Raw genomic sequence first — 18921 nt, forward strand, 5'->3', positions numbered from 1 at the left:
TCCTGTAAAATGATTAGTTATAAAACGAATTAGCGTTGGAAGTAGCATTTAGTATAAAAATGCACATCTGAAGACTTCAAAAGATCAGTTTCTTCAAACCAATGATAAGAACCATGCTGCTCTTGCAGTGGTAAGGACAAATCGGTTTGAGTTACAACTAAGCGGTAAGCTAATGCAACGTAGTGTGTGCCAAAATCATCGCCATAAACATGGTCGTCGTACAGATGAGTATATGCTCCCTGAATTTGGGTATGGTTCAAAGAATATTGTTTACCTAATTCAGTCATAGTCAAACGTTCAAATGCAGATTCGAGCGTTTCGCCTTTATGAACACGTCCTCCGGGAACAAACCAATAGTTTTGGGCTGGCTTGTTCAGCCGCTTTCCAAGTAATATTTGACCTAACTCATTAACAGTAATTAGATCAATTGAAACTAGGGGCGTTGACTCAATAACGGTTGAAAAAGTGGCTTTACTTAGATGCATTGCTTATTTTCTGAAGTCAAGTTGATGAGCCAAAAACCAATCATATGTAGTAGCCAAACCATCTTCAAGTGAAATTGTGCTCTGCCAACCAAGCGACTTAAGACGTGATACATCCATTAGTTTTCGTGGTGTACCATCGGGCTTAGAAGTATCAAATATAATTTTTCCTGTAAAGCCCACAACCTTGGCCACTGCTTCAACCAATTCTCGAATAGTACAATCAACACCTGTACCCACATTGATATGACTTAGCATTTGTGTAGTGTTTTCTCTGTATAGACTTTCGGAAAGGTTCATCACATGGACACAAGCCTCTGCCATATCATCTACGTGCAAGAACTCCCTCATTGGCTTTCCTGATCCCCATGCAGTTACCGTTTCTTCGTTAGCTAATTTAGCTTCGTGGAATCGTCGAATTAACGCAGGAATTACGTGCGAGTTTTCAGGATGAAAATTATCATTAGGTCCATATAAGTTCGTTGGCATCACTGAGCGATAATTTCGACCGTACTGTCGATTGTATGACTCACACATCTTGATACCCGCTATTTTTGCAATAGCATAAGGCTCGTTGGTTTGCTCCAATATGCCAGTAAGCAAAGCCGACTCTTCCATTGGTTGTTTCGCAAGCTTGGGATAAATACAAGAAGAGCCTAAAAATAACAAATCTTGTATCCCTGATTCGTGCGCAGAATGAATAACGTTATTTTGAATAGTTAAGTTTTGGTAAATAAACTCGGCGGGATAACTATTGTTAGCAACAATTCCACCTACTTTTGCAGCAGCTAGATACACCTGGTCAAGACTATTTTCTTCAAAAAATCTTTGAACTGATTTCTGGTCTAATAAATTGAGTTCGTCACGAGTGCGGGTAAAAACTTCGATGCTAGGATCCTGTGAAAGCTTCCTCACAATAGCCGAACCGACCATACCTTTATGCCCGGCAACGTAAACTCGTTTCATTTTGATTCCTTTATTACTTCTTAAAACTACTTATACAAAAAGCTTATTTTATTGCTCAAGCGAAACACTTACGTCATAGCCATGGCTTTTTAAAAGAGAATGTTGCTTTGCTTTAGCTAGATCCCAACGAACCATTTCTGAACACATCTCTTCTACTGTAATCTCCGGTTCCCAACCTAGCTTCTCCTTGGCTTTTGTAGGATCTCCAAGTAACGTTTCTACTTCTGCTGGTCTGAAATAACGAGGATCGACTCTTACAATGATATCACCTACACTCAGTGCGCTAGCATCTTCTCCCTCGATTGCTATAACAGTCGCAATTTCTTCAACGCCGTTCCCAGTGAATTCAAGCTCGATCCCAAGCTCTTTTGCAGAAAGTTTTACAAATTCTCGAACAGAAATTTGCTTCCCTGTGGCAATGACAAAATCCTCTGCCTTATCTTGCTGCAGCATCATCCATTGCATTCGTACATAGTCTTTGGCGTGTCCCCAATCTCTCAATGCGTCCATATTCCCTAGATACAAACAACTCTCAAGACCTTGGGAGATATTTGCCAAACCACGAGTAATTTTTCGGGTAACGAACGTCTCCCCTCTACGTGGAGATTCATGGTTAAATAAAATACCGTTACACGCATACATCCCGTAAGACTCACGATAATTGACAGTGATCCAATACGCGTACATTTTGGCCACAGCATAAGGCGAGCGAGGGTGAAAAGGTGTAGTCTCTCTTTGAGGAATTTCCTGTACTTCGCCGTACAATTCAGATGTAGAAGCTTGGTAAAACTTAGTTTTCTTTTCTAAGCCTAAGAATCTGATCGCTTCTAATAAGCGTAGCGTACCGATAGCATCGACGTCTGCTGTATATTCTGGACTTTCGAACGAAACTGCGACATGAGATTGAGCCCCAAGATTATAAACTTCATCAGGCTGAACTTCTTTAAGAATTCTAGTCAAATTAGACGTGTCCGTAAGGTCGCCATAATGCAAGAAGAAACTTGGTTCATTTTCATGCCTATCTTGGTAGATGTGATCGATCCTTTCGGTATTGAAAGAAGATGCTCTACGCTTGATACCATGAACTTCGTAGCCTTTTTCCAGCAAAAACTCGGCCAGGTAAGAGCCATCTTGACCGGTAATACCAGTGATAAGAGCTACTTTTCTATTGTTCATTTAAGAATATCCTTCATTAATTTTCGTAAAACTGTAGTAATGGAAAAAACAATACACATCGTTCTCTCGATCATACCAAAGTTATTGGAGATAGTCCTATATCGGTGTCGTAACTGAGTTAAAAGCTGCGTATACGAAGGCTGAAAGAATTGAGATGACAAGCCTGGGGTTGCGTACTTTACAATTGAGGAATTTAAGGAAAGGCCTACATCTCTAGCTTTTACTATCCTAACAATTTGCTCGAAGTCTGCAGCCAAACCATAATTAACATCAAACGCCAAAAAATCTGTTCTTTTGTATATAACCGATTGATGGCAGGGAGTATTCCTTGTCAAAAATAGTGAATTAACTTTGTCTCTTTTTACTACATCACGAGCTTCATCCCAGTAGAAACAAGTAGAAGAGTCAACTAGTTTCTTCGTGTCAAGATGAAGTACCCTATCCCCAGCATTGACAAACATAATAAATTCACCGCTAGCAAGGTCAACAGCCTGATTCATCCCATCATATACACCACTATCCGGTATAGACTCGAGAACGGAGATACAATCACTGTACTGGTTTAATATTTCTACCGTGTTATCACTTGAAGCTCCATCTTTGCATATCAACTCAACATCTTCTCCCAAAAATGGTCTAACAGAAAGAAGTGTCGACTCAATACATTCTTCAGCATTGTATGTAACTACAATAATACTAAGCTTTTTCATTAAAATTTACCAACAATGGAAAAATTATCAACATAGTCCAATAATAATAACTAACCAAAATGTCCGAAAAAAGACCTGACAATAAGGAAAACGAAAACCATAAAAAAACTCTTCGCCTATTTTCATCTTCATAACAATGAGAAATAATCAATTTATAAATGGAGAATAACATAAAGAAGAAAGCCAAACCGAAAATTATTCCAAACTTCGTAAATACATATATATATGAACTATCAGCATAACGATAAACAGGAATATCTGGCAAACCAAAAAACCAAACAACTGGCCCACCAAAGTAGAATTCCTTAATCAACATGTTCCAATTTTCGAACCTTAACATCAAAGATGTAACTTGAGTAAATGCTGAAATACCTTCTCCTTGAAAGAACTCTCGAAACACTTTTGATAACTGTGAGAAATAGTAGAAGTCATTAGAAAAAGTTTCCAAAAAAATGCCCATCAAAAGAAAGGAGGCCAAAATTACAACAATTGAAAAAATTGTTCTCTTCATGGATAGGTTATAGCTAAACTCATATATCAAAAGAGAAATAGCAGCAATCAGAAATCCTGTTCGTGATCCAGACAAAAAAAGCAAACATAGTAAAACCACATAATACTTAAACCTACCAGTATAATTAATCATAAGTGACATACAAAAAACAAAGAAAACTCCAAGTGTATTAGGGTTAAATAAAGTTCCAGTATATCTAAATTGTTTATAGTTTGATGTGGCATGTCCCACCTTGTCAGAATTATAAATCGATGACATGAAGGGCCAGTCAAAAACCTGAAATAACACTAAAAACACTTGAAGAGATAATATTATCAAAACAAATCGATACAAATCACATGAAAGCCTAAAAATCTTTAAGAACAAGATATATGAAGCAACATAAAACATGAACCTGACAAATTCAGACTGTCTTAGCAATGGCTCTTCGAAATAATAAAGGTATTTCAGAACCAATAATAACGGAATTATAAAAACTAACCTAGTAACCCTAGTATAATCATAGGCATAACTTAGAACTAGTAAAAATAAAACCCCCGCTATCAAGATAAGATTATTAAACCAAAGACCAAGAAGGTTATTTGGAAAAAAAACAAAAGTTGCAAAGGTAATAAATAAGTATAGACCTAGTTTGTTACGTTTGTCATTTGCGTCCAAAAACACAATCCACCACCCATGAATAATTTTGAATTTTTTTAAAGTTTTTCAATGAAAACAAAACAAAAACAAGCAAGCCTAAAAATGATCCGAATATATACTGAAAACAAACTCTTCTAGATTTTAGCTTGTTAAAAGAATCTATAGCTGTTCCACTAGATTCTTTCTTATGTGATGCAATTGCAATTGGTATGTATCTAACCACTCCTTTAGAATCCAAGAGTCTAGATAGAAAAACAGGCTCATCGCAAACGGGTAAAGTGGCTCCAGCGCCAAGATTTTCGGGAAAAGTCGCTGTAGTTCGAATCACAGAGTCTCTTCTAACCGCTATTTCGATTGTTCCAACTTTAAGAACAGTAAACCGATTATGAAGAAATGGTTTCGTCGAAAAATTCTTAGTAAGCTCTTTACTATCAGTGTCTTTTACCGAGTAGGTAACAGCTGAGGCATCTGGAAATTTAGCAAAGCTTTCTAGTAAAATATCTTGAAAACCGTTAACTAAATCAACATCATCATCACAAAATAATAAGATTTTCGAACTAGAGTGCTTTAGCGCCAAATTTCGACTTTTCGACACCCCATTTGCTTGTTGGTTTATATATCTAACGTTTTCAATTTTTGATATTTGTGCGGTTACCTTGCGAACCAAGTTAGTATCATTGGTCTGGTGTACTATTAAAACATTTGAAACCTGGGACCATTTCCGCACACGATCTAACACGTTCCATATTCTACCTTCATGGGTAGATAAAAGAATCTCTGTTTTAAAATCCATTGTAGTCAAAATATTTCCCTTATAGCTTAGTCGCTACGCGTTCGAAAATATGGGAATATTTTTCGGCGACAACGTCATATGACCAAAGTGACTTAGCACGCTTTCGAGCATTAATACTCAAATTACAATCCAAATTATTTTCGACACACCATTCAATTCCGTTCGCTAATTGTAACGTGTCGTAGGGGTCAGCCAAAAAGCCCGTTTTCTTATGCTCAACGACATCGAGTAGACCAGAATAAGCGAAACCAACAACGGGCGTTCCACAAGCACTTGCTTCTGTTCCTGTCTGAGAAAGACTTTCCTGCCTAGAAGGCACAACCATGACATCAAGCGCGTTGTAAATCAGTGACAATGCTGTATCGTCTGATATATGACCAACATAAGTTGATGTTATCAGGAGCTCATCAGAGTTCAAATTCGGCTCCCGACCAAAAACAACACAATGATAATCATCTTTATTCTGTAAACATGATAGTGCTTTCTTTAGTAAATCAAACCCCTTATTTGGATCATCTATATCACCAAACACACCAAAGCCAATTAGCTTTTTATCTAAAGGTAGATTGAATGCTTCTCGACAAAAGCTTTTTTCTAAAGGTTTAAATGTATTGGTATCTAGTGCATTTGGAACAACGCTTACTGGCCAACCTTGGAATAATTTACTTGTTTCAACACAGTCTGCCATCCACTTGCTAGGAACGACTAGATGAAATGGTTGAGTCCACTGATTCTTTTTCAAATTCCAAATATATTTATTTATCCGTAACCCTGTCAGATAGTCATGCTCACCCAAATCGTAACCAAGTCTGAATGCAGAATTAGGGCTGTCTGGAGAAAGATGCTCTGCACCACAAAAAGCCCACATATCATGTAAAGTCATTACGACTGGTTGCTTAAATTTAGCAATCTGGCGTATTGATAGTGTTTCAAAATTTATCCAATGAATATTCACTACTGTTGGATTTTCATTATTAACCAACTGGAACACATCACTGCCAAATATATTCAATGAGTGTAACGCCGATGAAGATGATTTTTGTGACCTTGCTATCAAAGAAGATAGCTTTTGTAGAACTAAACCTTTAATCTTTCTCCAGCTTGAAGGATTTTCAATGACATGTGGGCTACCTGATTGTTTCCGCTTTACTATCATCTTACAGTATGTATCATGTTGAATCATAGCCGACATTAAGCGAAAAGCAGCCCTAGCTGCTCCACCGGCACTATCAGAGTTACTTACGATAACAACTTTCATTTAAGAGCTCTCATTATCTTACTCCTAACTCTTTGAAATAAACTAGGCCTTAAACTTCTATAATAATTTTTAATTAACTCCACGGCCTGAGTATTTACCGTTAAATCATCAGTTAACTTAGGTAAGTATCTACCAAATTCTCCGACATACACATCGTCGCTGCCACAATTCACACCAGATCCATCATGTCCTATGTTTTTAACCAGCGTTGTTCCCGGATTTAGACACAATCCTTGATTTTCGAATATAGTTGCGTACCAAAAAACAGCCCAAGTATCTAATGAACCTTCTGCATTTCTTTCTACTTGACTCCAGAAGTCATATGTTCCATCGAGATTAAACATATATATATCTTCTTTCTTCCAAGTATTAACGAGTTCTAAAGGTCTTTTTTTAAACTTTTTCCATCTGTCTTCCCAAGTTGCCCAGCCCCAGCAATTCATCGTACCCCAAAAGAAAGTATCTTCAAGCTTACTGTCTTGAATGGGGTAATTCCAACCACTAATATGCCAAACATTGTTACTATGTTGATACTTTTCTAATGCATTATTCATATACTCAAGGAAGAAAGGACTTGTCACTATATCATCTTCTAATACAATAACTTTTCCAAACTTATTAACCACATGGTCAACCCCTGATATTATAGAGCTTGCTAGCCCGACATTTTTTGGGTGTTCAACTATAGTAACACTCTTAAAACTAGTGATATTGGATATCAAATCTCTCACTTCAGAAACTGCATGAGATGTTTGTTCATCTTTTTCGCCATCGCTAAATATAAAAAGATCGCTATCATTTGCAAGATTATTATTTTTGAGTGCAGATAACATCCGTCTAGTATGGTCGGGCCTATTGAAAACGAACACTGCAATAGGAGCTAATCCATCTTTCATAATCACCGCCTAACAAGAATAGCCATACTATCATCAATATAATAATCTAGAACTAATTCTCTGTGGTTATTTATAAAATACATAACCGAATTTCTAAAAATATTTTCTTTATACTTCAATAACAGATTGGCACCCATCTTTCCAAATAGCTTATTTATTAATAACATGAGTTTGCTGTTCTTTGCTTTTATAGAATTCCATTCATACACGGAAAATTCACCTTTCTCAAGACTTATGAAGTCAGATATTCTTTTCCTGTTCATGATCTCAGAATAAGCATCCACCTTTTCTGAATCAAATTCACATGTATCTAAGATCAAAAGAGAGGGGCGATGATGGTACTCCATAAGTTCTCCATATGTTTCATTCCGCTTGATACAAGAGTTGCTTGCTATGTAAAATTCGATATCGTACCAAAAACCTGGTGGCATAAAACCATCTGTCAAGTTGTTACTGGCTGGATGCCATTGATGAAAAAGTCTTTGATCTTCATTCTCTAAATAAGTGTGGTTGAGGCCAAACATTTTCAACCTATTGCTTAAATCGTAGTCTTCTCCCCCCCAGAACTTAAAGAACTCGTCATAAGCTCCAATTGCTTCCAGTGAAGTTTTGTTAACTAGCATTAAGCCTAAAGCACTGTCATCTGACAGTTTTAAAGTACTTTTCTTTTTACTAAGGCTCAAGAAATCATCATATTCCGGCAAATAGTAGCACCTAAGATTATAGAAGCACTGAGCAGATTTAATTGTTGCTAATGAATTAAAAGAAAACTCGCTGTATAGCATATCTATATCTGAAAATAGGACCCATTCATTCTCACTTATTTTCAATCCTACATTCAAAGCATGAGCCCTTGACCAGGCTAGGCCCCTAGTTTCGCAATGTATATATTTAGCGAAACCAAATTCACTTACAGCCCCCTCGATAATTAATGACAGTTCTGGAGTACTACCATAATCTACAAATATGAGTTCTACATTAACTGAACTTTTTTCAATCGCGTATTTTAATGACTCCAGAGACCTTCTAACTCTAGTTTCATCTCTATTTCTAAAACCAACAATTATTGAAATACTTTTCATTTAAAATAGTACCGTAAAATGTTTTTTAAATACGAGAAATCTAATGATGGATATAAATACGGAAGCTCATTGATTGTTAACTCCACTCTATTATTACTTGTAGGGTTATTATTAATCATCTTAGAAATATAAGGAAAAAACTGATACTCATCCAAAATTTTATTTCTAGAGTACTCAATTGCTTCGATATTCTTGCTCCAGAAATCGCTTTCAATAGCATTCTTTATGACATCAACAGCTAATTCTCGCTCCTCAATGTCAATTATGATCATTGATTCTTCAGGGAAAAACTCGTTTATATTGGGAGATCCATAATATATCGGCATTGACCAAGACAAAAAAACATCTGAAATTTTCTCTGTCCAATAAAATGGAGCTCTATTATTTTCAACGGCTAAAGTGAATTTATATGGGTTAATCCCTTTAAACTTATCATCAATTTCATGAAATCCCCTTCCATATAAAGAGAAGTCAATTCTCTCTTTAAGGTAATTCAAGAAGTTCATTCGACTAACATGGCCTTTTCTAGCAGTTGCACTACTAGTAATCCATGACAAGTTTCTTGCTTTATGATTACATTTTAGGTTCTTTAAATAGTCATAGGATTTATTTACATGCCAAGGTAAAGCGAGATTGGCGTTAACAATGTTTGTGTGCCTATCATCAACAAATGGTGTTATCACCCGAAAGTAGTTAGGGAACCCCTTTTTCTGCCAATTATATTCCCGAACAGGGGGCTCCTGGGTTATAAGCCAAACATTTTCGGGTGGACATTTAACCTTAAAATCATAAGGAGCTCGATTTAATACGATAACATAGTCACACTCATATACGGCTTCTTCTGTGAATGTAATTCCATCCCAAAAACCCGATAAATTAGGTGTTTGCCTAAATATATTTGGGCTAGTCCAATCTTTTACAATTCTAACTAACATATTATTTTGGCACCGCTAAATAGTCAAAGTTTGTCTCCATCAAAGTAGAAAGGTTAGATTCATCAACGCGTTGTCTTGTTAGTGTATACACCTCGTAATCTATATTGGAAAAATAGTCTAGTATTTCAGTCGGATTAACCATCGCAGATAACAAGTTATCTTTATGCATCTCAAATATCACTTTTGGTCGATGTGTGCACATTGTATCTCTGGCCCCTTTTAGAATCGCGAGTTCAGCCCCTTCTGTATCTATCTTTATTAGATCTAACGATTTTAGATCTCGACTGGATGAGAAGTTATCTAAGGTATCTGTCTCAACTGTAATAACTTTACCTTTACCAGCTCTTCCTGTGTCAAAAAAGCCATCTCCAGAAGCGTGTTGGCTATCGTGAATAACAAAATCATGCACCCCTTTGTTATCACTCAGCGCAATAGATGAAAGCTCTATATTAGAAAGCAGTTCATTTTTGAGAATCGTTTTTTCAAATAAACTTCTTTGATGTAAACCTGGCTCAAAAGCAAATATTTTTGCATTTGGATTAAAGTTTAAGATGTTCAAAGATATAAGCCCTATATTACTACCAATGTCAAATATTACAGGATTCTCGATCTCAACTATCTCCCTGACAATTGCAGCCGTGACATCTGGCTCGTAAACACTACCACCAGTAAGTCGACCAACTAATGAAGTGCCAGGGCTATAAACTAAGTCATACCTCAAGTATCTGCAATTAAGCTCAATACCTATTTTTTTCTGTATTGCCACCTTAGCTTCATTAACAATTTTCATTGTTAATAATATTGCCGATTTGACCTTTCTTTTTATTTTCTTTGGTACCATGTTTAGAATCATTCTATATATCTTATTTTCTTTTGGTTCTACAATATTATTCGATAACGTTGAAATACCACTTCTGAAATCGTTAATGAGAGAAATATCTTGAAGATCCTTACTCTCCCCTCTAATTAATTTCATGTCATATACCAAATCTAAAGATAGATATTTAACACCATCATAGTAGAAGTGCATTGTAGGATTGTATATCATTTCTGAAATAGAATTTTTATAATATCTACTCATTAAATTATGGCATCCAATTAACTTATTAGAAAACTGATGTATATCTTCACCTACGGTTAAAAAATCAAAATCTCTACAATCTCTCAAACCATATAGAGCTAAAACAGCACTGCTATCAATGCAGTAGAGTTCTTTATCGATTGATAGAATTGAAAGCTCTTCTTTAAAGCTATGATGAAGATTATGGACACGTTTATTAATATTTAGATTAGCATTATTAATAAAATCAAGAGAGTTTTTATTAAATAGTTGTTCAGCTAATCGTACTGTTTCTTCATGCGTATCGTTAATATGAACAGGAAAGTTACCAAGCTCATATAATGCTCGTATGTCATTTTTTATTTTCTTTACACTATCTAAACTATCGGAAGTTACTACATATACAGTTAAAGGGTCACTTCCTCGAAATCTTTCACTAACATGGTACGCTGCACCAGGCCACCCTTTTTCTCTCTCTCCTAGCCACTGTTCGTTTTTATATAATTGAGATGTCAAGTTAAGAGCACCTCGATTAGTAAACTCAATGCTTTTACTATAAAATACTTCACACTGTTCCGTTAAAACCTTCTCAACTTCATTTTTTCTATCAATTGCAATCGGGAACAAAAAGACCAAATAAACGTTATTGTTAGTTCTACAAAAATCTAAGATAGTTTCATCACAGTACATTAGTCCCAATCCTTTACGAATGAAAAAGTCATAATTATATATGTTAAATTTATTGTTAAAATTTACCACATGTGCTCGCTTTTCTAAAGCGACACATACTGATGCTCTATGAGCACCATCAATGATGGCATTGCTAGCATCAATTGGTAAAATGCTTTTGTCCCAACTAAACTTATCTAGCAAAAACTGTTCAATTATTTCATGATATACTCTTAAAAAGTCTTCTTTTGAGCTTTTGCCACTAATATCATTTTCTTTGAAACCGCCCCAAACCCTTAAGTGTTCCAAATACATATTCCTATGGAAATGGGTAAGTGTACCCCTTAAGTAATTCTTTGCATAAACAGACTTTAATATTATATCAAACCTATTTTTACTTATAAGAAAGTTCCAGTTAACACAACGACATTCATATATTTCATTAGAGAGATCTAGTCGAGAAATCAAATAAGGGTTCAACTTACTAATTAAATCATGCCTAGATACATTATATTTAATATTCAAATTGACACCAATTCAAAGTATAGAAAGATAACAAACAAGTATAACAAGTACACCCACCTACTAATTTTAAAAACGCTATTGTTAATGCTAAAAATAAACGTATTAATCACATTCAAAAAAATCGTCACTATAGTTACAGTTTTAATCATAACTAAAATGCCATAATGAACAGACATAGACATAAAAAATACAAGTATCATTGTTCTAAATATGGAGTAATATGTATATACTTTATTGAAGCCAAATATCACTGAAAAATCACCATTGGCGGCTGATATATAGCCAGAAAGTGCCATTAATGATATGTAAGGAATTATGAGATTGACTCCCTGCCATTGCTCACCAAGTACTTTATCGATAAAAACACCAGAGAAAGATCTGAAAATAATATATATAGAGAGATTTATGAGAAAATTTATGATTATGTATCTATTATATAGTAATTTAACATAGTCTGGGTTGGATTTTTTATTTGATGATTCCGAAAACAAGACCTGCTTGTATTGCTCTCCAATAATAGAAGAAATCAATATCCCAAATTGCTTTGCGATTCTGTATATGCCCAGGTCGCTAGTAGATAGGTACTTTCCAACTAGCGTCGAGTCAGAGTGTACAGCAAAATAACTAGCTAATCTCTGGCTTAGAATATGTTTACCATCCGAAATAAGATCTAAAGATTTCGTAGAGGTGGAGATCCCAATCAAACATTTCCAATATTTCAGCATAAATATAAGAGAAAGGGTTCTATTAGCAATATACGAAAATACAAGCGCATATACCCCAAACCCTAACCAAGCAAATAATAAACACAAAGCAGATGCTGCTATAGAGGATATTGTATTGGATATAAAAATCGATTTGTAATTATTAGTTTTCCTTAGGAAAGTAACAATTGAATCTTCGAGTGCAGAAACAAAAAGGGTCAGAGACATTACAAATATAACAAACCCAAGCCCATCATAACTAAAATACTCATCAAGGACTGATATAAGAGAGAAAGAAAGTATGATTGTAATAAAAGCTGTCGTTAATTGAATATAGAGCTGAGTCCTATATAAATTATCTTCATGAGCTTTAGATATTATAACATTAGATATTCCAAGGTCTTTAATAACAATCGGTAAAGCTAACAATGCACTAGCCAACCCAAATAGACCGTAATCATCAGGTTGAAGAAGTCTTGCTGTAAAAATAGCAAGTAAAGGCGTAACAGCTTTTGGCCCAAAAGACGAAAAAATGTTAAAGACAATATTTTTTTTATAACTAACCATTATTTCACAGCGGGGGGGGGTATTAACAAAGTTCTAATATAAATGTTAATTATTATTCACCTACCCACATACCTCACATACTTTCTTCCACTACTATAATATGACTTGTAGAAAAATAACTATTGCTGCCAATCATAAAAAGTCACTATAGTTAATCAGAGTTGTCATAAGCTAAACTCATAACGTGTTGAACAAGTCAAGTTTATAGTTTAATCAGTCAAAAATTAGTAGAGAGTAGAAACGAAAATCGACAAAAACTCCTACTATTTTTGAGCATTTTCCTACTACAGTGTTTCTCTGCTTTGCACTGCGAGTTTGACTGAAGCCATATTTGCTACAAACGTACCTCATTCTAAAGTGGTTTTGCTATTATGTATAGGCCGATTCAGTTCCTGATTGAAAATGATTGGCGCTATCATTTTTGGCTATTTGTCTGCATTTGGAATGTTAAAACGTGACAATATACCTCTAAATTTTATGCTAATCCTTCTGGTTCACGATGTGGTATAATTTTTCAACTAGGATAACTCTAACGGAATATGTATAGATGATCATCGTAACTGGCGGTGCTGGCATGATTGGCAGCAACATCGTAAAAGCACTTAACGAACAAGGCATTAATGACATTTTAGTTGTCGATAACCTTAAAAACGGTAAGAAGTTTCAAAACCTCGTCGATCTTGATATCGCAGATTACATGGATCGAGATGATTTCCTTACGCAAATCATGGCAGGTGATGACTTTGGTCCTATCGAAGCTATTTTTCATGAAGGTGCATGCTCTGCGACCACTGAGTGGGATGGCAAGTACATGATGCTCAACAACTATGAGTACTCAAAAGAGCTGCTTCATTACTGCCTTGAGCGTGAGATTCCTTTCCTTTACGCTTCTTCTGCGGCAACTTACGGCGAGACAGATACCTTCATCGAAGAGAAACAGTACGAAGGCGCATTAAACGTCTATGGTTACTCTAAGCAACAGTTCGATAATTACGTTCGTCGTATCTGGCAAGACGCCGAAGAACATGGCGAAAAGCTTTCTCAAGTAACCGGATTCCGTTATTTCAACGTCTATGGCCCTCGCGAGCAGCACAAAGGCTCTATGGCTTCAGTCGCATTCCATTTAAACAACCAAATGAATGCTGGCGAGAATCCAAAGCTATTTGCTGGCAGTGAGACTTTCAAGCGTGACTTTGTTTACGTTGGCGACGTTGCAGCCGTTAACCTTTGGTTTATGCAAAATGGTGTATCTGGCATTTTCAACCTAGGTTCTGGTAACGCAGAATCTTTTGAAGAAGTTGCCAAAGCGGTAATTAAGTACCACTGCCAAGGCACTGTAGAGACTATCCCGTTCCCTGAGCACTTGAAGGGTGCCTACCAAGAATATACTCAAGCGGACTTAACAAACCTGCGCGCAGCGGGTTGCAACCATCAGTTTAAAACTGTTGCAGAAGGTGTTGCTGAGTATATGTCGATTATCAATAAGTAACTCCACGACCTCAAATCCCCAGAGTTCCTGCTTTGAACTCTGGGGATTTGCAGATTAGAATACAGCGTTTATAAGAGTCTCTTGGGTTAACTGATGAATATTTTAATGGCACTGTCCCAGTTAGAAGTAACTGGCGCAGAAGTGTATGCAACGACTGTCGGCAATCAGCTAACCAAACGCGGTCATACTATTCATTATGTGTCCGACACACTGACTAAACCATTCTTAGGTCAGTTCTTTAAGCTTCGCTTCAATAAACGCAGTATCCCTCGCCGTTTTTGGCATGTCGCTTATCTTGTCTACCTCATCAAAAAACACAATATTCAACTGGTTCACGCTCACTCGCGCGCATCCAGCTGGAGTTGCCACGTAGCATGTAAAATCACTTGCACTCCCATGGTTACAACGGTACATGGCCGTCAACCGGTGCACCGTTCACGTAAAGCCTTTCATGCCATGGGTGATAAAGCGCTTCCGGTATGTGAAGCGATTGAGCAGCAACTGATTGAAGAACTGGATGTGCCCGCCTCTCAGTTAACAGTAAGCCGAAATGGCATAGAAACTCAGGCATTTTCGCCAACTGAGCCCCCGAATAACACTAAACCTATCATTACCATTGTTGGTCGCTTGACTGGCCCTAAAGGTGATTTATGTTACCGCTTGCTAGATGAATGCCTCGATCTCGATAAGTATGATGTGCGAGTCTTAACGGGCTCCGCCATGGAAGCTAGGTTTGAAAAGTTTGCCAATAAAGCCTCGTTCCCTGGCTATACCAATGATGTAGCACAGGTACTACATCAGTCAGACCTAGTCATTGGCGCAGGCCGAGTCGCTATGGAATCTTTATTGTGTGGCCGTCCGACACTCGCGATTGGCGAGGCGATTTCAATTGGCATAGTCGATGAGCATAATCTGTCTCACGCGATGGCGACAAACTTTGGTGATATCGGCCCAAATATTCTCGATATCGATTTTAGCTCTATTGCTCAAGAAGTCGAAAAAGGTCTGAATCAGTCATCGTGTGACCCTGTGGTAACACAAGCTATTCGTGATAACTACGACCTCGACAATATCGTCTCCCAAGTTGAATCAGTTTATCAAGATGTGGTGATCAGCAAGCTACAAAAAGAGATGCCTATCTTGATGTATCACAGATTTATCGACGACGAATCGAAAAAAGGAACGCGTGGTCCATACATCGATATTAAGTTGTTTGAAAAACATCTTCAGCTGCTAAAACGCTTGGGCTTTGAGAGCCTTACTTTTGAAGATTTCGCAAATAAAGGGACTATCGAAAGACTAAATCCAAATAAGCGTTACTTTATGCTGACCGTTGATGATGGCTTCGTCGACAACTATGAACTGATGTTACCTCTTTTGAAAAAGTATGGTTTCAAAGCAATTGTCTATGTCGTTACTGGCGAAACTTATAACCGCTGGGATGTTGAGGCAAGCGAAAACCCAGATAAGCCCTTCCAGCTAATGAATAGTGAGCAAATTAAAGCCATGGCTGAATCTGGCTACATAGAGATTGGCGGGCATACACTTACACATCCATTCTTGAGCAAACTTTCATACGCAGAACAAAAGCAAGAAATGGAACAGAACAAGCTTGAGCTAGAGTCCATCATCGGCAAACCGTTAACTTCATTTGCTTATCCGTATGGCGATTTAGACGAAAACTCAAAAAGAATTGCCAGAGAGCTCGAGTTTGATTTCGCGGTTGCGACAAATAGCGGCCCTCTCGCTTTTCACCAAGACCTATACCAAATCCGTCGTATTGCGATTTTTCCTAAAACCTCAGTGTTAGGGTTATGGAGAAAAGTTACCGGTAATTATGTATTTAGAAAGAATAAATAGAAGGTTTATATGGCACACTTCTCTCTGTTGGCGCGTCTTCGCAATAAAATACGTATTAAATCAGGCAATACGGTAGAAGTTGGCCAAAAGACTCGTATTCGTTACTGCGACATCCATATTACAGGCAGTGGCAACAAGTTAGTTTTCAAAGATGGTGCTAACCTAAAAGGCGTCTCTATCGAGTTAGATGGCAATGACTGCACGCTAGTCATCGGCAAAGATTGTGTGATTGGTGAAAACTGCTTTATTTCTTGTCGGGAGCGAGGAACTCAACTTACGATTGGTGACAACTGTATGTTTTCACGCAACGTAAAAGTAATGACTAGTGATGGGCATAACATTCTGAAACAGGGGCAGCGAATGAACCCTGCAAAGAGTATTCATATCGGAAACAGCGTCTGGCTTGCTGATAATGTCACTGTCTTAAAAGGTGCATCTATTGGCAATAACTCTGTCGTGGGTATTAACTCTACTTTAACTAAGAGCATCAACCATAACGTCGTTGCGGTTGGTAACCCAGCTAAAGTGATTCAAGAAGAGACGAGCTGGACAAACGAGCTTACTTACTAAGTTATCCCGATGATTGTTTATCTAATAATATGGAGCCCCCAAGCAGTAAGCTAATTAGATAAACAATATGGCCATGAACAAAAGGAACATCTGTTAACGAGGCGATTGAAAACAACACTAAAATAGAACAACATAGGGAATGATATTGAAAATCTAACCTACCACGCTCAAAACATATCAAGGATGAAGCAAACCATACTGCCAAAATCAACAACCCAAGCATTCCGCTTTCCACTATAGCCTGCAGGTATTGGTTATGCAGGTGAGCGAAGCCTCGAATCCATTTCTCTGAGCTATTGTCGATACTAGATCTCAATTCATCAGACCCAATACCAACAATTGGGCTACCGCTGGCTAAGCTCAATCCCTTTTTCCATAAGGTTAAGCGGATCCCGATCGATGAGCCAAAATCTCCTTGACTAATTCTGTGAAACTCTTGTGTTGTTCTTTCCCAGCGCTGTTGAACTGTATTAGTCGACGCGATTCCTATAACGGTAACTAACATCGCAATGAGGAGTAAGACGTTTTTTTTACTTATACTATTAAGAGATAAACGTGTAATAAATAACGGTAATAAAGCAAATGGCAGCGCTAGCCAAACCCCTCTCACGTCTGTGAGTAATAATGCATAAGTACAACCGAAAGCGGCCACCACAGTAATGGCTTTAATAAACAACTTCAGTTGCACTGTCCTGACTAGATACAAACAACACAACAGCATGGACACACAATACAATGCATACGGTATTGGGTTTACAGCCTTTCCAACTCGCTCATTGCCTATCACAAAATGCTCATATATAGCCCAACCGCCGTTTACAATAGCAGAGGTTATTATCAAATAGACAAATATCTTTCGATCTATCTTATACCAAGGAACTAAAGCTAAATACAATGTCGTAACTAGTAATGATCTTGCAAAAGAAAACTCATCGCCTCTCGTTATATACAATAAAGAGAAATAACCGATCACTAAAAAAGACAATTTAATAAAACACTTAAATCTATCATTATCAAAGTTTAAAAAAATTGCTTTTCTATAAAAAAACAAACAGTAAACACAAACCAAAGCAGTTAATCTAGATACAATGAATTTTGTATTGGGAACATTGAATATAACAGCAAAAACCATAAATGCTGGCGACAACAAGAATAGTGTTTCAATATTTTTTTTCATTATTTATATCTATTATTATATATGCTCATCATTACCTTACGGTAAACAACGTATAGTTCTCTAGTTAGCTTTCTATAAAAAGGAGGACGTTTTTCTTCACCAAGCTGAATCGTTGTATCAAAGTCTTGAATACTTTCGACCATGCTTGGAGAAAAAAGGTAACTTGGTGCATCATGTAGATATAAAGAGCCGACATAGTTATCAACTGGAAGAGTCCATCTGGTACATCCATCAACTAACTTTTGGGCTGCAGATGGCGAGATGGCGTAACAAAGTAATCCACCAAAATTATTATCCAAAAAACTAACCGTATATTTGTCATTTTTTTCTTTTATATATGTTTGGCTTCGTTCGCCTTTTTCCTGAAGACGGACAAATCCATACTCTTGTGCTACTTTGCTTATAGATTCAAAGAATTGGTTCAAATGAGGTCTTACGACAACGTCATCCTCCAACACAAGGATAGGCTCATCTATATCAATACATTTCTGCCACAGAAGATAGTGACTCGCATAACACCCCATTTCGCCCTTAGATGGCATACGGCCATTAGTTAGCCACAGACGTTTGAAGTAGTCATACTTAGCAAACAGTGGGTGAGGAGGCTCAGCGCGACCATCTACTGCATCAAAAAATTCGAACTCTAACCCTAAGGCATCAAGCTGCTTTTTTATGTTTTCTCTTCTTTCAGGAGAGCGTTTCAAGCTGATGACGCAGATTTTCATTGATTGATGTCTCACTTACACGAACTGATTACAGTAAACTGGACGCTAATTAGACCATAATCATGCTTCTGTTTGAATTATTTTCCATACAAGAACACGCATTATTGATAAAAGTAGATAAAACCGT

The 18921-nt window shown here is 37.0% G+C and carries 17 protein-coding genes; 3 read left to right on the plus strand and 14 right to left on the minus strand.

Annotation, left to right across the window (positions count from 1 at the left end):
- Window positions 1-29: 29 nt before the first annotated feature.
- From ACQEXR_RS14360 to ACQEXR_RS14415, 12 genes are all read right to left on the minus strand, one after another.
- The gene (locus ACQEXR_RS14360; RefSeq protein WP_427020594.1) at window positions 30-485 is read right to left on the minus strand and encodes a GDP-mannose mannosyl hydrolase; all 456 of its coding nucleotides are present in this window, start codon (window positions 483-485) and stop codon (window positions 30-32) included.
- A gap of 3 nt (window positions 486-488) precedes the next feature.
- The gene (fcl, locus tag ACQEXR_RS14365) at window positions 489-1448 is read right to left on the minus strand and encodes a GDP-L-fucose synthase (protein ID WP_427020595.1); all 960 of its coding nucleotides are present in this window, start codon (window positions 1446-1448) and stop codon (window positions 489-491) included.
- Between the two features lie 48 nt (window positions 1449-1496).
- Window positions 1497-2624 (minus strand): GDP-mannose 4,6-dehydratase, encoded by a 1128-nt coding sequence (gene gmd, locus ACQEXR_RS14370; RefSeq protein ID WP_427020596.1) that lies wholly within the window; start codon window positions 2622-2624, stop codon window positions 1497-1499.
- Window positions 2621-3334 carry a glycosyltransferase gene (locus tag ACQEXR_RS14375; RefSeq protein WP_427020597.1) on the minus strand — a complete coding sequence of 238 codons (714 nt, stop codon included), beginning with the start codon at window positions 3332-3334 and terminating at the stop codon, window positions 2621-2623. Before ACQEXR_RS14375 ends, gmd begins: the two co-directional genes overlap by 4 nt.
- Entirely contained in the window at window positions 3321-4502 is a 1182-nt protein-coding gene (locus tag ACQEXR_RS14380; protein ID WP_427020598.1) for an O-antigen polymerase, read from the minus strand. The genes ACQEXR_RS14375 and ACQEXR_RS14380 overlap by 14 nt, the downstream gene beginning before the upstream one ends.
- Window positions 4489-5277, minus strand: a complete 789-nt coding sequence (locus ACQEXR_RS14385; RefSeq protein ID WP_427020621.1) for a glycosyltransferase family A protein — start codon at window positions 5275-5277, stop codon at window positions 4489-4491. Before ACQEXR_RS14385 ends, ACQEXR_RS14380 begins: the two co-directional genes overlap by 14 nt.
- A gap of 19 nt (window positions 5278-5296) precedes the next feature.
- On the minus strand, window positions 5297-6535 hold the full coding sequence (locus tag ACQEXR_RS14390) for a glycosyltransferase (protein WP_427020599.1): 1239 nt from the start codon (window positions 6533-6535) through the stop codon (window positions 5297-5299).
- Entirely contained in the window at window positions 6532-7431 is a 900-nt protein-coding gene (locus tag ACQEXR_RS14395; RefSeq protein WP_427020600.1) for a glycosyltransferase, read from the minus strand. Before ACQEXR_RS14395 ends, ACQEXR_RS14390 begins: the two co-directional genes overlap by 4 nt.
- A 2-nt stretch (window positions 7432-7433) precedes the next feature.
- Window positions 7434-8513 (minus strand): glycosyltransferase family 2 protein, encoded by a 1080-nt coding sequence (locus ACQEXR_RS14400; protein WP_427020601.1) that lies wholly within the window; start codon window positions 8511-8513, stop codon window positions 7434-7436.
- Window positions 8510-9448 carry a glycosyltransferase family 10 domain-containing protein gene (locus tag ACQEXR_RS14405; protein ID WP_427020602.1) on the minus strand — a complete coding sequence of 313 codons (939 nt, stop codon included), beginning with the start codon at window positions 9446-9448 and terminating at the stop codon, window positions 8510-8512. Before ACQEXR_RS14405 ends, ACQEXR_RS14400 begins: the two co-directional genes overlap by 4 nt.
- Window position 9449: 1 nt before the next feature.
- Window positions 9450-11486 carry an FkbM family methyltransferase gene (locus tag ACQEXR_RS14410; RefSeq protein WP_427020603.1) on the minus strand — a complete coding sequence of 679 codons (2037 nt, stop codon included), beginning with the start codon at window positions 11484-11486 and terminating at the stop codon, window positions 9450-9452.
- Between the two features lie 212 nt (window positions 11487-11698).
- On the minus strand, window positions 11699-12973 hold the full coding sequence (locus ACQEXR_RS14415) for an oligosaccharide flippase family protein (RefSeq protein ID WP_427020604.1): 1275 nt from the start codon (window positions 12971-12973) through the stop codon (window positions 11699-11701).
- Between the two features lie 547 nt (window positions 12974-13520).
- On the opposite strand from ACQEXR_RS14415, the gene rfaD reads away from it, so the two are divergent.
- From rfaD to ACQEXR_RS14430, 3 genes are all read left to right on the plus strand, one after another.
- Window positions 13521-14462: an ADP-glyceromanno-heptose 6-epimerase gene (gene rfaD, locus ACQEXR_RS14420; RefSeq protein WP_427020605.1), complete on the plus strand. Its 942-nt coding sequence runs from the start codon at window positions 13521-13523 to the stop codon at window positions 14460-14462.
- Between the two features lie 93 nt (window positions 14463-14555).
- Window positions 14556-16322: a polysaccharide deacetylase family protein gene (locus ACQEXR_RS14425; RefSeq protein WP_427020606.1), complete on the plus strand. Its 1767-nt coding sequence runs from the start codon at window positions 14556-14558 to the stop codon at window positions 16320-16322.
- Window positions 16323-16331: 9 nt separating this feature from the next.
- Window positions 16332-16892, plus strand: a complete 561-nt coding sequence (locus ACQEXR_RS14430) for an acyltransferase (protein ID WP_427020607.1) — start codon at window positions 16332-16334, stop codon at window positions 16890-16892.
- Between the two features lies 1 nt (window position 16893).
- On the opposite strand, the gene ACQEXR_RS14435 is transcribed toward ACQEXR_RS14430, so the two are convergent.
- Together ACQEXR_RS14435 and ACQEXR_RS14440 are read right to left on the minus strand one after the other, a co-directional pair.
- Window positions 16894-18069 (minus strand): O-antigen ligase family protein, encoded by a 1176-nt coding sequence (locus tag ACQEXR_RS14435; RefSeq protein WP_427020608.1) that lies wholly within the window; start codon window positions 18067-18069, stop codon window positions 16894-16896.
- Window positions 18069-18794, minus strand: coding sequence for a glycosyltransferase family 25 protein (locus ACQEXR_RS14440; RefSeq protein ID WP_427020609.1), 726 nt, complete (start codon window positions 18792-18794; stop codon window positions 18069-18071). The genes ACQEXR_RS14435 and ACQEXR_RS14440 overlap by 1 nt, the downstream gene beginning before the upstream one ends.
- Window positions 18795-18921 lie beyond the last annotated feature (127 nt).

The sequence above is a fragment of the Vibrio sp. TRT 2004 genome (genome assembly GCF_050113735.1).
Taxonomy (GTDB): domain Bacteria; phylum Pseudomonadota; class Gammaproteobacteria; order Enterobacterales; family Vibrionaceae; genus Vibrio.

Excerpts from the sequence above, each read along its gene's own strand:
- ACQEXR_RS14430 (WP_427020607.1), top strand. The coding sequence starts at position 16,332 with ATGGCACACTTCTCTCTGTTGGCGCGTCTTCGCAATAAAATACGTATT.
- gmd (WP_427020596.1), bottom strand. The coding sequence starts at position 2,624 with ATGAACAATAGAAAAGTAGCTCTTATCACTGGTATTACCGGTCAAGAT.
- ACQEXR_RS14405 (WP_427020602.1), bottom strand. The coding sequence starts at position 9,448 with ATGTTAGTTAGAATTGTAAAAGATTGGACTAGCCCAAATATATTTAGG.
- ACQEXR_RS14375 (WP_427020597.1), bottom strand. The coding sequence starts at position 3,334 with ATGAAAAAGCTTAGTATTATTGTAGTTACATACAATGCTGAAGAATGT.
- ACQEXR_RS14390 (WP_427020599.1), bottom strand. The coding sequence starts at position 6,535 with ATGAAAGTTGTTATCGTAAGTAACTCTGATAGTGCCGGTGGAGCAGCT.
- fcl (WP_427020595.1), bottom strand. The coding sequence starts at position 1,448 with ATGAAACGAGTTTACGTTGCCGGGCATAAAGGTATGGTCGGTTCGGCT.
- ACQEXR_RS14440 (WP_427020609.1), bottom strand. The coding sequence starts at position 18,794 with ATGAAAATCTGCGTCATCAGCTTGAAACGCTCTCCTGAAAGAAGAGAA.
- ACQEXR_RS14435 (WP_427020608.1), bottom strand. The coding sequence starts at position 18,069 with ATGAAAAAAAATATTGAAACACTATTCTTGTTGTCGCCAGCATTTATG.
- ACQEXR_RS14415 (WP_427020604.1), bottom strand. The coding sequence starts at position 12,973 with ATGGTTAGTTATAAAAAAAATATTGTCTTTAACATTTTTTCGTCTTTT.
- ACQEXR_RS14425 (WP_427020606.1), top strand. The coding sequence starts at position 14,556 with ATGAATATTTTAATGGCACTGTCCCAGTTAGAAGTAACTGGCGCAGAA.
- rfaD (WP_427020605.1), top strand. The coding sequence starts at position 13,521 with ATGATCATCGTAACTGGCGGTGCTGGCATGATTGGCAGCAACATCGTA.
- ACQEXR_RS14400 (WP_427020601.1), bottom strand. The coding sequence starts at position 8,513 with ATGAAAAGTATTTCAATAATTGTTGGTTTTAGAAATAGAGATGAAACT.
- ACQEXR_RS14360 (WP_427020594.1), bottom strand. The coding sequence starts at position 485 with ATGCATCTAAGTAAAGCCACTTTTTCAACCGTTATTGAGTCAACGCCC.
- ACQEXR_RS14385 (WP_427020621.1), bottom strand. The coding sequence starts at position 5,277 with ATGGATTTTAAAACAGAGATTCTTTTATCTACCCATGAAGGTAGAATA.
- ACQEXR_RS14395 (WP_427020600.1), bottom strand. The coding sequence starts at position 7,431 with ATGAAAGATGGATTAGCTCCTATTGCAGTGTTCGTTTTCAATAGGCCC.